The 15,639-nt window shown below is 35.6% G+C and carries 14 protein-coding genes; 13 read left to right on the forward strand and 1 reads right to left on the reverse strand.

Annotated features, from left to right (window positions below):
* Positions 1-137 precede the first annotated feature (137 nt).
* The 3 genes from FH508_RS09615 to FH508_RS09625 all read left to right on the forward strand — a co-directional run bounded on the left by FH508_RS09615 (position 138) and on the right by FH508_RS09625 (position 4,024).
* Complete coding sequence (locus FH508_RS09615; protein ID WP_172771116.1) at positions 138-1,118, forward strand: LacI family DNA-binding transcriptional regulator; 981 nt, start codon at positions 138-140, stop codon at positions 1,116-1,118.
* Positions 1,119-1,408: 290 nt separating this feature from the next.
* Positions 1,409-3,136: an amidohydrolase family protein gene (locus FH508_RS09620; protein ID WP_172771117.1), complete on the forward strand. Its 1,728-nt coding sequence runs from the start codon at positions 1,409-1,411 to the stop codon at positions 3,134-3,136.
* A 189-nt stretch (positions 3,137-3,325) separates the two neighbouring features.
* Positions 3,326-4,024, forward strand: a complete 699-nt coding sequence (locus tag FH508_RS09625; RefSeq protein ID WP_172771118.1) for a YczE/YyaS/YitT family protein — start codon at positions 3,326-3,328, stop codon at positions 4,022-4,024.
* A 194-nt stretch (positions 4,025-4,218) separates the two neighbouring features.
* Here the strand turns inward: FH508_RS09625 and FH508_RS09630 are convergent, their stop codons facing one another.
* Positions 4,219-4,818 carry a TetR/AcrR family transcriptional regulator gene (locus tag FH508_RS09630; RefSeq protein ID WP_172771119.1) on the reverse strand — a complete coding sequence of 200 codons (600 nt, stop codon included), beginning with the start codon at positions 4,816-4,818 and terminating at the stop codon, positions 4,219-4,221.
* A gap of 105 nt (positions 4,819-4,923) precedes the next feature.
* On the opposite strand from FH508_RS09630, the gene FH508_RS09635 reads away from it, so the two are divergent.
* The 10 genes from FH508_RS09635 (at position 4,924) to FH508_RS09680 (ending at position 15,621) form a co-directional block, all read left to right on the forward strand.
* Complete coding sequence (locus FH508_RS09635; RefSeq protein ID WP_255639716.1) at positions 4,924-5,610, forward strand: CoA transferase subunit A; 687 nt, start codon at positions 4,924-4,926, stop codon at positions 5,608-5,610.
* Positions 5,594-6,238 carry a 3-oxoacid CoA-transferase subunit B gene (locus FH508_RS09640; RefSeq protein WP_172771120.1) on the forward strand — a complete coding sequence of 215 codons (645 nt, stop codon included), beginning with the start codon at positions 5,594-5,596 and terminating at the stop codon, positions 6,236-6,238. Before FH508_RS09635 ends, FH508_RS09640 begins: the two co-directional genes overlap by 17 nt.
* Positions 6,239-6,254: 16 nt before the next feature.
* The gene (locus FH508_RS09645; RefSeq protein ID WP_172771121.1) at positions 6,255-7,565 is read left to right on the forward strand and encodes a GntP family permease; all 1,311 of its coding nucleotides are present in this window, start codon (positions 6,255-6,257) and stop codon (positions 7,563-7,565) included.
* A 19-nt stretch (positions 7,566-7,584) separates the two neighbouring features.
* The gene (locus FH508_RS09650; RefSeq protein WP_172771122.1) at positions 7,585-8,541 is read left to right on the forward strand and encodes a 3-hydroxyacyl-CoA dehydrogenase family protein; all 957 of its coding nucleotides are present in this window, start codon (positions 7,585-7,587) and stop codon (positions 8,539-8,541) included.
* Positions 8,534-9,280 (forward strand): 3-hydroxybutyrate dehydrogenase, encoded by a 747-nt coding sequence (locus FH508_RS09655; protein WP_172771123.1) that lies wholly within the window; start codon positions 8,534-8,536, stop codon positions 9,278-9,280. Before FH508_RS09650 ends, FH508_RS09655 begins: the two co-directional genes overlap by 8 nt.
* Positions 9,281-9,293: 13 nt before the next feature.
* On the forward strand, positions 9,294-10,478 hold the full coding sequence (locus tag FH508_RS09660) for a thiolase family protein (RefSeq protein ID WP_172771124.1): 1,185 nt from the start codon (positions 9,294-9,296) through the stop codon (positions 10,476-10,478).
* Positions 10,479-10,983: 505 nt separating this feature from the next.
* Positions 10,984-11,973, forward strand: coding sequence for an Rpn family recombination-promoting nuclease/putative transposase (locus FH508_RS09665; RefSeq protein ID WP_172771125.1), 990 nt, complete (start codon positions 10,984-10,986; stop codon positions 11,971-11,973).
* A 360-nt stretch (positions 11,974-12,333) separates the two neighbouring features.
* Positions 12,334-13,191: an alpha/beta fold hydrolase gene (locus tag FH508_RS09670; RefSeq protein ID WP_172771126.1), complete on the forward strand. Its 858-nt coding sequence runs from the start codon at positions 12,334-12,336 to the stop codon at positions 13,189-13,191.
* Between the two features lie 6 nt (positions 13,192-13,197).
* The gene (locus tag FH508_RS09675) at positions 13,198-13,974 is read left to right on the forward strand and encodes a DUF1684 domain-containing protein (RefSeq protein WP_172771127.1); all 777 of its coding nucleotides are present in this window, start codon (positions 13,198-13,200) and stop codon (positions 13,972-13,974) included.
* 36 nt (positions 13,975-14,010) lie between these two features.
* Positions 14,011-15,621: an ABC transporter substrate-binding protein gene (locus FH508_RS09680; protein WP_172771128.1), complete on the forward strand. Its 1,611-nt coding sequence runs from the start codon at positions 14,011-14,013 to the stop codon at positions 15,619-15,621.
* Positions 15,622-15,639 lie beyond the last annotated feature (18 nt).

Genomic DNA, 15,639 nt, shown 5'->3' on the forward strand with positions numbered 1-15,639 from the left:
ATATATGCGGTGTTTAGAAATTTAAATTACAAAATAAACAGAATCTTCTTGCTATTAAACTTTTAACGTGATATTTTATGTTTATTAAAGGTTAAACGTTTTACTAAAACGATTAACTAAAGGCAAGGAGAATGGATATGACAACTTTGAAAGATATTGCAGAACATGCTAATGTAAGCGCTTGTACCGTTTCTAGATATTTAAATCAAAATATTGTTGTGAAAAAAGAAACAGAGGAAAGAATTCAAGTCGCTATTAAAGAGTTGGGATATGTACCAAATATAGTTGCGAAAGCATTAAAACGTAAGGAAACTACAAATGTTGCGGTAATCCTGCCAAAGATTAATAGCCTTTATTATTCAGAAATCACTTCTGGAATCAGTCAAACTTTAGGAAAACATCATTATAATCTCTTTATTTATGAAGTAGACAACCTAAATATAAGTGAAAATGAAATATTACAACTAATGCGTGAAAATATGGTGGCAGGAATTATCATTATTGGCTTATTTTCTGATCTATCATTTAAAGATAATATTCCTAGTTTTTTAAACGAATGTGGTATTCCCGTTGTCTATGCAAATAGATGTATCCCATATGCTGGTTTTCCGATTGTGTACCCCGATTTGAGCAAGGCTGGTAAAATAGGGGCGGAGTATTTATATTCAAAAGGTAAAAATCAAATGGCTTTAGTTCACAAAAAGCTACCTAACGATGTACTAGATTTATTTTTGGCTGGGATTAGTCAAGCTAGCAAGGTTAAGCAAAAGCCTATGATTATAGAAATCGACGATAATATGGACTTATCGAAAGATTGTGTGCCAATCCTTCTTCAAAATAATATTAATAGTGCCTTTGTGCTTAACGAGTTGAGTGCGGTTTATTTGACGAAAGCGCTAGTTCAAGCTGACGTTCGGATAGGTGAGGATATTGCTGTATTAAGTTTGGGTAATTCTTTATTATCGCAAATCTCTACACCTGAGCTAACTTGTGTAGACTTGCAAAATCAGGAATTAGGCATAAGAAGTGCTGAGATTATTTTAAGTGAAATTCAAAAAGAAAAGTTTGAATCCGTAACTGTATTGGAACCGTTTATCGTTGAACGGAAATCTTCTTGAATTTATAAAAGTTCAATAGAAATAGTCTAAACCTATTGGTTAAACGTTTAACTACTTTAATGAAAGTGAAATTCCAAATTAGTTAAACGTTTAACCGATTTAAAAGTGAATACAGTATTTTAGTTAAACGTTTAACCTTTTCAAAGAATGTAAGTGTACCGTTTAGTTAAACGTTTAACCAAGCTATCTCAATATTAGTTAAACGTTTAACTAAAGAGTATTTGTCGATAAGTTAAGAGCTATGCTCTTCTTATAAAAAAGAAAACAGAGAATGAAAGGGAGAGGTTACTATGAAACAAAAAGAAATAAATCATCTTGAAAAAGTACGGGATATTTACGACATTTTAAACGGCACAAAAGAAGCAGATCGCCTAATTAAAAATGTAAACATTTTGGATGTGCATGGCGAAACTATCTTTCAAGGGTCTTTATTAATCTACGATAAGCGGATTATAGCGCTAAATCCTGATGAAGTAGCTACAAAAGTGAAGAATGTATTTGATGGACAAGGGCTTTATGCGATTCCAGGATTGATTGATGCACATTTGCATTTTGAATCTCAGCTAGCACATCCAGTAGCACTTGGCGAGGCAATGGTCCCTAATGGAACAACGACAATATTTGCTGAGACACTAGACCTGTTAAGTGCAGCAGGTGAAGATGGTGTAAAAGCGGCACAAGGTTTGTTTAGAGATTATGAAAAACTGCCCTACAGATTATATGCATTTGCCCCAGGGAAAAAAGTAGCTGCATCGATAACAAAGGAAGTATTAGAAATGGAGCCTGTAATTGGGTTAGGTGAATTCGAACATTTTACCTATAGTAAGGGAGATGAAGATGACTTCCAAAAGGCTTCCTGGGTAAGAGAAAAAGGGGGATTCATGAATGGGCATTGGGGCTTGACTGCTCTTCCAGATATGATCTTAAACTATTTGCCTGCCATCGGTACATCCAATAATCATGACGTTTGGAATGCGGACGATATTGAGAAAAGCATTCGTTACGGTTTTCCAACCCAAATTAAGTTTGGTGTAGGAAGCAGTGAAGTAATTAAAACATTACTTCGTGCCATTGTAGACCGCAAATTTCCAACAGATAATTTTATGTTATGTACCGATAATATTTCCATTGAAAGGTTGCTTAAGATGGGGCATATGGATTGGATTATTTCCCTATGTACGGAGATGGGGATTAGCCCGATTAAAGCTATCAAGATGGCAACATTAAATACAGCTAAATCTTACCATATGGAAAATCAAATTGGTTCTTTAACACCTGGACGATTTGCAGACATTGTCTTGACGGACAGCCTATCAAAAATAAATCCTCTTTATGTATTTAAGGATGGCGAATTGATAGCGAAAGACAAAAAATTATTAAAGAAGGTAGAGATAGATTACTCTTCCATGTGTACAAAGGGCGTACCAGGTTTAAATGATTTAACACCGTCTGAGTTAGATATTGTCCCTTTTGAAGTTTCCGAAGATGGGACTAAAGCAAAAGTTTATTTATTCGATGTATATGGTCGCGGCCATGAAAAGTTTCATCAAGAAATTTGGGTGCCAATGGTAAATGGCAAGATTGTTCCAGAATATCAAGGTGAAAAATTCAGCCGTCTGTCTGTTATTCAACGTTATGCAGATGGAAAACGTCATGTCGTGAATGGCCTATTTAAAGGTGTCTATGTCGAACAAGGTGCAGTTGCAACTTTCTGGTCAGCTCCATCACCATATTTCGTTGTCGTCGGACAAGAAAGTGACGAGATGTGCTTCTGTGCAAAAGAAGTAGATAAATATTCAGGAGCCTGTATTGTAACCGTTGATAAGGCAATAAAGAGTGTCATGCCACTAGAAATTTATGGCGCCATGGCGAACATGACTGTGGATGAATTAACTAAAAGTGCGGATGCCATTGATGTGGCTTTAGAAGAAATGGGTAATCACAACGAAGGTGAACCTGTCGTAAATAAACTTTTAAGTCTATTTATTTCTCTACACCGATTCCGCCTTATGAAATAAGACTTACAGCTAATTAGCCAGAGCAAATAAATCCCGCAACTAAGATTGATAGTGAAACATCCGAAAAAATTCCTATGCGGTGAAAAATAACTTTTTACGAAGAGGCACTTTCTGCTATATGTTCTACCCGAAATATAAAATGATTAACCAGTGCTATTGAAATTCATAAGGGGGAAAGGGAGGATTTTTATGCAAAATGAAAGCGTTTTAAAATCGGATAGAAACAGTTTAATAAAACGATGGATTGTTTATATCATTGGTATTTATATTTTATCAATTGGTGTTAGTTTAGCCATAACAGCGGGGATTGGAATTTCACCTCAAAGTGCATTTCAACGAGTTTTTGTAGTTCATTTTGATTGGTTAACACAGGGAAGGGCAAATTTTATTTTAGAGTGCATCATGTTAGTGCTAGCATTTTTAGTCTACAGAAAAGGGTTTAAGCTATATCATATTATGGGACTAGTCGCATCGGCGATATTTGCAGTTTGTTTAGATTTTAATCTCTCTCTAACATTTACTTACCTAGAACTTCCAGAGTATTGGACCAAATTTTTAACACTTGTTGTTGGAGATGCATTTTTAGCTTTTGGTGTATTCCTTATGCTTCAATCGGAGGTTGTCCTAATGCCGATTGATAATTTCGTTAATGCTGTTCAGCTAAGGACAGGATTTAAATGGGGGAATGTTAAAACGTGTTTTGACTTGACGTTACTTGCTTTAGCATTAATCTTCGGACTGATTTTAGCAGGTAAAATTATGTTTATTCGAGAAGGTACGGTTTTAAACGCTATACTTGTCGGCCAATATATTAAACTATTTTCTTATATGTACAAAAGATACAAGACTAAGAAAAGATTTGAAATTACTCAACAGATGGCAAAATAATTTTATTGTAAAATAGGCAATATAAAACTAACTCCCCAAAGCAGCTTCATTTTGAGGAGTTTTTTATTATGGTCCTACAGCATTACAGATAATATGAGCAAACACATGTCAATATTGGCATAACAATTCAAAAAGCTAGCAGATTTCTAAAATAAGATTTATTTTTTCACAGTCTCTATTTTTAAAATTATTAGCTAGTTTCGTAGACTTGTTATGAGATGTTTTATTAAAGGTTTTCCTAAGTCCTCTAATTTTGCATGATCTAACTGCAAGCCCCAATAATATATGGCTCCCATCAAACTTTGTACAATCATCTGAAAAAATTTTTCTGTCGATTCAATGTGTCGAATGGAGTTATCTTTTTTTCCTTCTTCAATTATTTGGTGCAATATCACATACAATTTACGATTTTCATTTGTGAAAAAAGTATGCTCATTACTTATGATTGCAGCCGAGTAAATAACGCGCATTAAATCCTTTCCCATTTCTTCCTCAATACAACGGAATACGGCTAGACAGAAGGCTTCCAATCGTTCTATTGCTAAAGTATATTGTTGCTTTATTTCCTCATAAATATGTACATAACTTTTGTCCATTTCCATAAAACGCATCATAAAAATACTTGATTTAGAAGGGAAATGTTGATAAAAGGACCCCTTTGATGTTTTACTTTCTTTGACTATTCGATCCACCGATACATTATCGTAGCCAAGCTTTTTAAATAATTCGAGGGCTACGCTCATAATGTGAAGTTGTGTTTGAATACCTTTTGTTGTTTTATTCTCTAAATCCATTGTTTCTCGCTCCTTAAAGAAAGAATTTTCTAAAATGTTTGACTATTATTTATTCCCATTATATCATCAGACTATAGTCTAGTCTAATAAGGAGTGATAGTAAAAGTGGAAAAACTAAGAAAAGCTGAAGAGCTAGAATTTTTGTTTAAGGATTCTATGCGTCTATTAGTCGGCGGTTTTGGCATTTCAGGTACACCGTTAACATTATTAGATGCTGTTGCGAAGTTTGAGGCAGGAAATTATGAAGTTGTCAGCAATAATCTTGGGGATGAAGGCAAAGGTCTTTATAAAGTGTTCGAAGCAGGAAAAATTGATAAAGCGATAGGTTCATTTTTCACGATTAACAAAGAAGCTATTAAGGCTTGGTCAATGGGGAATTTGAAAATTGATTTATTGCCACAGGGGACTTTAGCAGAGGCAATTCGAAGCGGAGGTGCTGGCATTGGTGGTTTTTACACACCCACTGGTGTTGGAACAAGGCTAGCAGAAGGAAAGGAAGTTCGAGAGATTGATGGTGTTCGTTATTTATTTGAGAAGGCCATAAAAGGAGATATTGCCCTTATTAAAGCTGCAAAATCCGATAAAGCTGGCAATTTGGTTTATCACACAACTGCAAGAAACTTTAACCCAATAATGGCAACTGCTGCAGAAATAGTCATTGTGGAAGTCGATGAAATCGTTGAAATAGGGGAGTTAAGCCCTGAAGAAATTATTACACCACATATTTTTGTAGACTACATCATTGAAAGTAAGTACATCAAACAAGGGGGAGCCTATGTTGAAGCTAAATAGTCGGGAAATTATTGCAAAGCATATAGCAGATGAGCTAAAAGATGGCGATGTAGTCAATCTAGGTGTGGGAATTCCAACGCTAGTCTCTAAATATATTGAAGATAAAAAAATATATTTCCAAACTGAAAATGGGTTAATCGGCATGGGTCCTCCACCGAGAGAAAACGAGCAAGATATAGAATTAATAGATGCAGGGAAAGCTCCTGTCACTATTACGCCAGAAGCAGCATTTTTTGATAGCGCTTTCTCATTTGCGATGATTCGTGGAAAACATGTAGATGTAGCTGTTCTAGGAGCACTAGAGATTGATCGTTATGGTGAGATTGCAAACTGGTCTGTACCCAATCAACCAATTTTAGGTGTAGGGGGCGCTATGGATCTAGTTGCTGGTGCGAAGAAAGTAATTGTAGCAAGTACCCTTTTTACCAAAAATGGTTCTTCTAAACTAGTAGAAACATTGACGTTGGATTCTAGCGGCGAACGGCGTGTTAATCAACTTATAACGGAATATGCGAACTTTTTATTCCAAGATGGTGAGATTATTCTAAAGGATATTTATGGGGATTTAACATTTGAAGAATTAGAATCACGCATTGGATTACCATTAAAACGGAAAATTAGTATCTAATTGAAGGAGGAAGCCTATGTGGAGTTTGATTACGATTACAATTTCATTAATTCTATTAATCGTATTAGCACTAAGAGGATTTAGTATTATCATTATTGCTCCAGTTGTAAGTTTATTCGTTATGGTGACGAATGGGTTTCCGATTTTAGAAACGTTCCAAGAAACGTATATGACTGGCTTTATCAATTACGTTCGAAATTATTTTCTAATTTTCTTATTTGCGGCGATGTTCGGTAAGCTAATGGATGATAGTGGTGCAGCTCGTCAAATCGCTAATCTACTACTTCGAATTATCGGAAAAGATAGTAAATATAAAGTGTTAGTAGCAATTATGGTTATCTGTGCGTTCTTAACGTATGGCGGCATAAGTTTATTCGTAGTTATTTTTGCAGTATTACCAATTGCGAAGCCGTTATTTAAAGAGTTAGATATTCCGTGGCATCTATTTATGGCAGCATTTTTTACAGGTATCGGAACCTTTACAATGACGATGTTACCAGGAACACCTTCTGTACAAAATATTATCCCGACAAACTATCTTGGTACAACGGTTACGGCAGCTCCATTATTAGGGATTATCGCAGCAGTTTTCGTTATTGCGATAAACCTATGGTATATGAAATTTGCATTAAAACGTTCAGAACAGCGCAAGGAAACTTATGCGGGGATGACAAACCCTGATCATAATGGTAAGGAAGGTATTAAAGATATTTATGAGGGGCGTACATTACCAAATGCAATTCTTAGTTTAGTTCCGCCAATTGCCTTGTTAGTCGCGCTGAATATCTTCAAGGTTGAAATCATTTACACACTAATGGGTGTTGTATTATTAACAACCGTCTTATTTTGGAAATATATTGAAGTGAAGAAAAATTCGCTTAACGAAGGTGCTGTATCAGCAGTGCTACCTATTATTAATACGAGTGCGGATGTTGGCTATGGTTCAGTAATAGCGATTACGACAGGTTTTAGTATTTTTAATGAAGCGATGGCACAAATTCCAGGTAGTCCGCTTATATCACTTTTCCTAGCAACAACGGCGCTTGCTGGCATCACGGGGTCTTCAAGTGGTGGACTAGGAATTGCAATGGAAGCCCTTTCATCAACTTACTTGAAAATGGGGTTAAATCCTGATGCTATGCATAGAGTAGCCGCAATTGCCTCGGGCGGTCTAGACTCGCTACCACATAATGGAGCTGTTATTACAATTTTAGTAGCTTCAAAGTTAACCCATAAAGATGCTTATAAACATATCTTTGTCGTTTCGGTTATTGCGCCATTAATTGCAAGTATTCCAATGCTAATAGCAGCAATTTTATTATATTAATTCTTAAGGGGGAAGAAAGATGATTCAAAAAATAGGAATTATAGGTTCAGGAACAATGGGGTTTGGTATTGCTTTTCAATTTATCACAAATGGAATGCCTGTTATTTTACAAGATATTAACGAAGAATCTCTACAATTAGCTAGTGAAAAACTGAAAACCTATTTGACGATTTTCAGGGAGGAGGGGACAGTGTTCGCAGATTCGGATCATACCATTACGGATCGTTTAACCTTTACTACAAAAATCGAAGAGCTTGCTACTTGTGATTTGGTCATAGAATCTGCCACGGAAAATCTAGAGCTCAAGCAGGAAATTTTTAAAAGACTTGATGAGGTTTGTGCTGAACATACAATATTAACCTCAAATACTTCCAGCCTAAAACTTTCAGAAATTGTTCGTTATGTAGAGAAGCGGAAAGATAAAGTGATGTTAACACATTTCTTTAACCCTGCTCATATTGTACCGCTTGTGGAGCTACTAAAAGGTCCTGATACAAAACAAGAGACGTATGATGAAGTTGACGCATTAATGCAACAAGTGGGCAAAGTGACCATTAAAGTTCAAGTTGAGGTACCAGGGCTAGTAGCCAATCGTATTCAAGTAGCATTAGCACGTGAAGCATTAGCATTGTTAGAAGACGGTGTAGTTTCTGAACAGGATTTAGAAAAAGCAATCTTCGCAGGCCCAGGTTTCCGATTTGCATCTAGTGGATTATTGAAGATTATTGATTTTGGTGGATTGGACGTCTGGGGAATAGTATTAGATCAATTACAGCCTGCAATTGAATCAAAAGTTCGTTCGTATAGTGTGATTAATGATAAAACTGAACAAGGCTACCTTGGTGTAAAGTCTTCTAAAGGTTTCTTTGATTATCCTGGAAAAGGTCTAGATGAATATGTAATCGAGCGTGATCGTTCGTTAATTCAACAGCTAAAAACATTTACTACTATTCAAAGGGGGATGGAACATGCGTAATATTTTAGTGACTGGTGCAGGTGGAGGTCTAGGCTCAGCAATGGTGAAAAAGTTTGTAACAGAAGGCGATTATGTCTTTGCTGCAGATTTAAAGATAGAAGCTGCACAAGCAGTGGCAGACTTATATCCTGGAAAGGTTGAAGCGGTTGAACTAGATGTTTCAAATGCCAGTTCAATCCAACATGTAATAAATAGTATTTGTGAAAATCATGAACTTCATGTATTGGTGAATAATGCAGGCCTACAATACCGTGCTAGAATTGAAGATTTTCCAGAAGAAAAGTGGGATTTACTTCAAAATGTCATGCTAAAAGGCCCGTTTTTAATGACGAAATATGTTTTTCCGTATATGAAAAAGCAAAAACATGGCCGTATAGTTAATATTTCTTCCGTACATGGTGAGCTGGCAACACCAGAAAAAGTGGCATATGTCGCTGCGAAGCACGGTGTTATTGGTTTAACACGAGTAGCATCACTTGAAGGTGCTGCATATGGGATTACAGTAAATGCCATTTTACCAGGACCAGTGAAAACACCTTTACTGGTGAAACAATTAAAAGATCTTGAAGAAAGTAGAGGTATGACTGAAGCCGAGGCATTAAACGAAATTGTGTATCCGAAACAAGCAATGCAACGTTTTATTACAGCTGAAGAAATTGCAGATAGTGTATATTTCATTTCTTCAAAGGATGCAACGGCTATAACTGGCGAAGCGCTTAATGTTTCAGGTGGAATGTAAAAAAGGGGGAGTAATGATGTCAGTATATATTGTAAATGGTAGTAGAACAGCATTTGGTTCTTTTGGCGGTGTCTTTGCTAATACAACTGATATTGATCTAGGTGTTGTCGTTGTGAAAGAAGCATTACATCGTTCAGGGCTAAAGGCAAATCAGATAGAAGAAATCGTCTTTGGCAATATCATTCAAACAACAAGTTCAGCGGCATATCTAGCTCGACACATCGGATTAAAAAGTGGTTTAACGGAGGACAGTACTGCACTTACGGTTAACCGTTTATGCGGGTCGGGTTTACAAGCAATTGTGACTGCATCGCAGGAAATTGAACTTGGGAATATTCAAGCTGCAATTGCAGGGGGTACAGAAAATATGAGTCAAGCACCCCAAGTTTTACGAGGTACACGTTTTGGATCGCCAAATAAAGCACCAATCGTAGAGGATATGTTATGGGCGACTTTATATGATGAGGTTGCAGGATGTGGTATGGGGATGACGGCTGAAAACTTAGCGGAGAAATATGAAATATCACGTGAAGAACAGGATGCATTCTCCTACAACTCACATAAACGTGCAGCGGAAGCTCGTCATTCAGGTCGTTTTGCGGAGGAAATTGCACCAGTATTAGTAAAGACACGTAAAGGTATGATTGAGATAACTGAGGATGAACATATACGCGAAGAAATTTCGATGGAAGCTTTAGCAAAACTGAAACCAGCATTCAAAAAAGACGGCTCGGTATCAGCAGGGAATGCAAGTGGTATTAATGACGGTGCCGCAGCAATCGTTCTTGTATCGGAAGCTTACTTACAGGAGCATCAGTTAAAGCCATTAGCAAAAATCGTCACTTCCGCAACAGCAGGTGTTGATCCAACAATGATGGGAATTGGCCCAGCTCCAGCGATTCGTAAATTATTGAAAAAAGTAAATTTAACATTAGAGGATATCGGATTGTTTGAACTAAATGAAGCATTCGCTGCACAGTCATTAGCAGTTTTAAAGGAGTTAGGTATTAATCAAGAAAAAGTGAATGTCAATGGCGGAGCAGTTGCACTTGGGCATCCAGTCGGTGCAAGTGGAGCACGTATTACTTACTCGCTTGCATTAGAAATGCAAAAACGAGGTGTTAGATACGGCGTAGCAAGCCTATGCATTGGCGGCGGACAAGGCATTGCTATTTTACTAGAAAATCCAACAGTGTAGTAGGGCAATATGAATTCACACTGCTTGGGGGTTTCTAACATCTAAAAACTTATAGTGCGTATTAATAGAAGTAAAAAGATTTTATTTTACAGGAAAGTTTGTTTAAAAATCATCTTATCTCTTAGCATTCTAAGAGATAAGATGATTTTTTTGTAGATATTTTTGATAATAGAATCGCGATAACAGTATATTCCCAATATAGTACTATTGAAATTTAGTGGTGTATTTAAGCTAGTGCTCCTTGCAAATAAACAGGGTGTTTTTTATTTTGACAAGAATGGATTTTCTCATTACGATATAATAAATGAGAATGATTATCACATAACAAGGTGAAGATTTTAAACAAAGCAATTAGTGATGTGAGCAATTTTTTACTCGTTTGTGAATGAGAAGAACGATGTACAATAAAAAAATTGACGGATGTCACAGTTAAACAAAACTAAATAGACTAATAAAAATAGTATTAGAAGCAGGATATAATATTTAGGACAGGAGTTGATGAGTAATGAAGTATCAAGTTCTTAGTCGAATACCACTAAAAAACCTAATGGATTTAAAGATTGATTTTGCTTTTAAGCATCTTTTTGGTAGTGAACGAAATAAACAACTAACAATTGTTTTTCTGAATGCTATATTAAACTGGACAGGTAGCAACAAAATAAAAGAAATAACGTTTATCAACCATGAAGTAGGTGGGGAGTATAAAGAGGATAAACAATCCCGCTTAGATATTGTCGTAAAAACAGAAAAAGAAGATATAATTAATATAGAAATACAATTAGCGAATAAAAATGACATGTTCAAACGAACTTTATTTTATTGGTCAAGGCTGTATAATTTGCAGTTACAAAAAGGAAAAGGTTATTATACACTGAATCCAACCATTACTATAAATATTTGTGATTTTACATTGTTCAAAGATATTGCTCATTATCATAGTACGTATCATTTATATGAAGATAAGACTTTACAGCGTGTACAAAAATCAGATGATGTTTTAGAAATTCATTTTATAGAAATGAATAAATTTTTAAAGGCTTGGCTAATGGAAGAACTAAATCCTATTGAAGATATAATCGTAAAATGGTTGCTATTGCTTGTTATGGTAGATGGTCGCAAGCAGAAAGTATATGAAGATATTTATAAAGTATTGGAGGAATTAGCGATGAAAGACAGAAACTTACGTGAAGCGTTTGAAGCGTGGGAAGAACTAAGTCAAGATCCAGAATCCATTATAGCGTACGAATCACGAGTCAAATTTATGATTGATGAAGTGGCAACATTAGAAGATGCAAAATACCATGCAGAACAAGTAGGGATTGAAAAAGGCATTCAAGAAGGTATGCAAAAAGGCATTCAAGAAGGCATTCAAGAAGGTATAAAAGCCATTGCAAGAAAAATGATAGTAAAAGGAAATAGCAATGAAGAGATTATGGAGTTAACAAGTTTAACGTTTGAAGAAATTCAAGTGTTAAGACAGGATGTAGAAAGATAGATAGATTAAGCTCAAATAACTTACTAGTTATTTGAGCTTTTTTATATTTTTTTGAAAATCTTCATATTTTGCAGTTAAATTATTTTATCTTTAGATAATATCTTTTAATCTCATGTTTTACCCTTCGAATTGTTACCAACGAGTGTAAAACTAATTTCACCTAAGTGAAAATATGTTATATGAGCATAATCAGTAGTAATTTATGAAAAAATAACTATAATTTTATTCACTTTTACTCTATTATTTGTAATAGTATTTCTCTTAACAAAAAACTTGACTAAACAAATAGGAATTAAGATAATAACAAAGTAGTTTTAATAATTATATAAATAAAATTTATTTGATAAAGTGGGGAAAATAATGTTTGCTGCGATAAATGGAACGAAAATTTATTTTGACGTAGAAGGTTCAGGGTATATTCCAGTAGGACCAAAAATGGTGAAAAAACCAGTACTTATTGCCGTACATGGTGGACCAGGTAGTGATCACTCTGATTTTAAGCCATGGTTAACGCCACTATCAGAATTCTATCAGATTGTTTATTTAGATCAAAGATGCAATGGTCAATCAGAGCGTGTAGATGTAACGACAGCAACATTTGATCAGTTAGCAGATGATATCGAAGCGTTACGCAATTATTTAGGCTTAGAAAAAGTTGCTGTGCTAGGCCATTCTTTCGGTGGGATGATTGCCCAAGTATTTGCTACGCGCTACCCGCAATCAGTGAGTAAGCTCTTATTAATTAATACTGCACCAAGCTATGAATTCTATAAGGAAGCTAAAGAGTTTGCACAACGAATTGGAACGGAAAAACAAATTCAAACTATTCCAGAGTTATTTGAAGGTAACATCCATGACGACGATCATTTAATTCAATGGTGGGATATTTGCTGGGATTTATACTGGTACAACTATCAGGAAGAACTAGGTGGCGATACAGGAAGTCGTCCAATCGGTTCCTTAGAAATTACAAACTATACGTTCAAACATTTAATGCCACAATACGATGTACGCTCACAAATTGCCAACCTTGAAGTGCCTACATTAATTGTAGCGGGCCGTCACGATTGGATTACACCGTTAACACAGTCAGAAGTAATGCATTCATTAATTAAAAATTCGCAATTAACTGTATTTGAAGAGAGTGGGCATATGCCATTCATCGAAGAGCATGAAGACTTCTTAATCGTAGTACGAGAATTTTTATTAAAGGACTGATTCAAGATGCATACCACATTACAAGCCTGGCATAAACAACGTCATTTAGAAGTAACGGGAGCACAAGGCGATTTAAGTTTAATCGCAATGCATGAGTTAACGAGTGAAACAACAGTTAAACAAATTGCTGGAAGTTGGAAGCCGACAAACCTATCTGTACCAGGTCTTACCATAACGGCATTAGCTGAAGACCAATTATTTATAAACGGTGTGCTAGTGGAAGGTATGGTGAATATTATTGCGGATAAAACTATCGTTCAAACTACTAACGGCATTTCTGCAATGGCCACAAGTCAGCCAGGCTCTATGCATTTACTAGCCATTTGGGATGAAAACAGCTCTGCACTTCAAACGTTTAGTCATATTGATTCGTACGAATTAAACGAACAAGCAATTTATAATGGAAAGCTTATAAAAGATGATGCGATGATTGAGTTTTCTCACACGGGAGATGACAATCGTGCAGCGCGTAGTCATGAATCAATAGGTGTTATTGAAGTGGAAATTGGCGGAGCGCTATATAGATTACGACCTTTTCAATCTGGACTACACTCAATTATTATTTTCCAAGATGCAACAAGTGGTAACGAAACATACGGTATGGGTCGTATGTTAATCATCGAACTATTAGACGATGATACAGTGCTTCTTGATTTTAATAAAGCCTTTTTACCGCCATGCGCATTTTCACCTTACTTTAACTGTCCGATGCCACCTATGAGCAATCGCATTGAAAGTAAAGTGAAGGCAGGCGAAAAGCAAATCATTTCATTGGATTCATAATAAAGCATCTAAATTAGAGAAATAGGAGAAATAGCAATGTTCAAAAACTCAAAAAAGGTTATGTTAGCGTTATTAACAATGGTAGTACTAGTTGTTTTAGCAGCTTGTGGTAACGATAAATCTTCTTCTGAAGGGAAGAGCAGCGATAAAAATGTTATTAATATCGGTGTTACGTATCCAGCTAGCAACATTAATCCATTACAACCTAGTGGATTAGTTTCTACTTATGTTTCAAATTTATTATTTTTACCATTAGTTGATTTAGATTCAAAATTAAACTATCAGCCAATGCTAGCTGATTCAATTACAACAGAAAATAATCAAACATTTACAATTAATTTAAACAAAGAAGCTAAATGGACAGATGGCACAGATATTACAACGGATGACGTAATCTTTACATTGAAATTAATGGCAAACCCTGTTGTGGCGTCAAACTATGCTTATATGTTTGCAATTGTTGAAGGCTTAGATGATAGTGGTTACTTACCACAAGGTTCCACTTCTATTTCAGGCGTTACAAAAGTAGATGAAGATACAATTCAAATTAAAACTAAAAAACCAACGACATTATCCATCTTCCAAGATACAGTAGGTCGTTATTTATTAACATTACCGAAGGCACAACTTGAAACAATTGCAGTTGAAGAGCTAAATGCAAGTGATTTCATGCAAAATCCAACAGTAACTTCTGGTCCATTTATCATTTCAAAAATGGATCGTGCACATTTTGTAGAAATGGTACCAAATAAAGATTACTTCAAAGGTGCTTCTACATTAGATCAATTAAACTTTAAAGTATTACAAGGGAATCAAATTGCTGCTCAATTAAAGAGCGGTGAAATTGATATGAATATCCCTTCAGCAGGTGTTATTCCCGTTTCAGATTATGCAAATGTGCAAGGTTTAGATACATTAAACACGGCTTATGGTGAGCCATTAGCTACACAATATATGTATATTAATGAAAACGTTGTGCCAGATGTGAAGCAACGTCAAGCGATTTCATATGCTATAAACCGTCAGTTAATTATTGATAATTTATTAAAAGGTGCTGGTGAAGTAACAGATGGCTTCTTCCCAAGCAATAGCCCGTACTTAAAAGAAGGTATGAAACCAGTTAAGTATGACCTAGAAAAAGCAAAACAATTATTAGCTGAGTCTAGATGGGATTCAAGCAAAAAGTTGAAATTAGCTGTATTATCAGGTGATGCAACGTTAGAGCAAGCTGCAAACATCATCGTAGAAAACCTACGGGAGGCAGGTATTACAGCTGAAATCCAAATGATGGATTTCGGTACAATTATCGATGAAATTGTAAGCCAGAAGTATGATTTAGCGATTTTAACCGTATCCATTACACCAATTAACCCACTTCCGGATATTGCTTACTTCTTAGGAGAAGGTAATCCAAACGCTTATAGCAATAAGCGTGTCAATGAAATTTTAGCTGCATTAGCGACTGAAGTAGATGAAGTGAAAATTAAATCGTTATACGGTGAATTACAAGAAATAACACAACAAGAAGTACCAATGCCATCAATTTATGCTACAACAGCATTAGGCGCAGTTAATAAACGAGTTCAAGGCGCTACACCAAGCGACTTCGGTATGTTCATTAACGTACACGAGTGGACTGTTAAATAAAGAGAGAGATAGGACGTG

This window comes from Lysinibacillus sp. CD3-6 (genome assembly GCF_006351725.2).
Classification (GTDB): Bacteria; Bacillota; Bacilli; order Bacillales_A; family Planococcaceae; genus Lysinibacillus.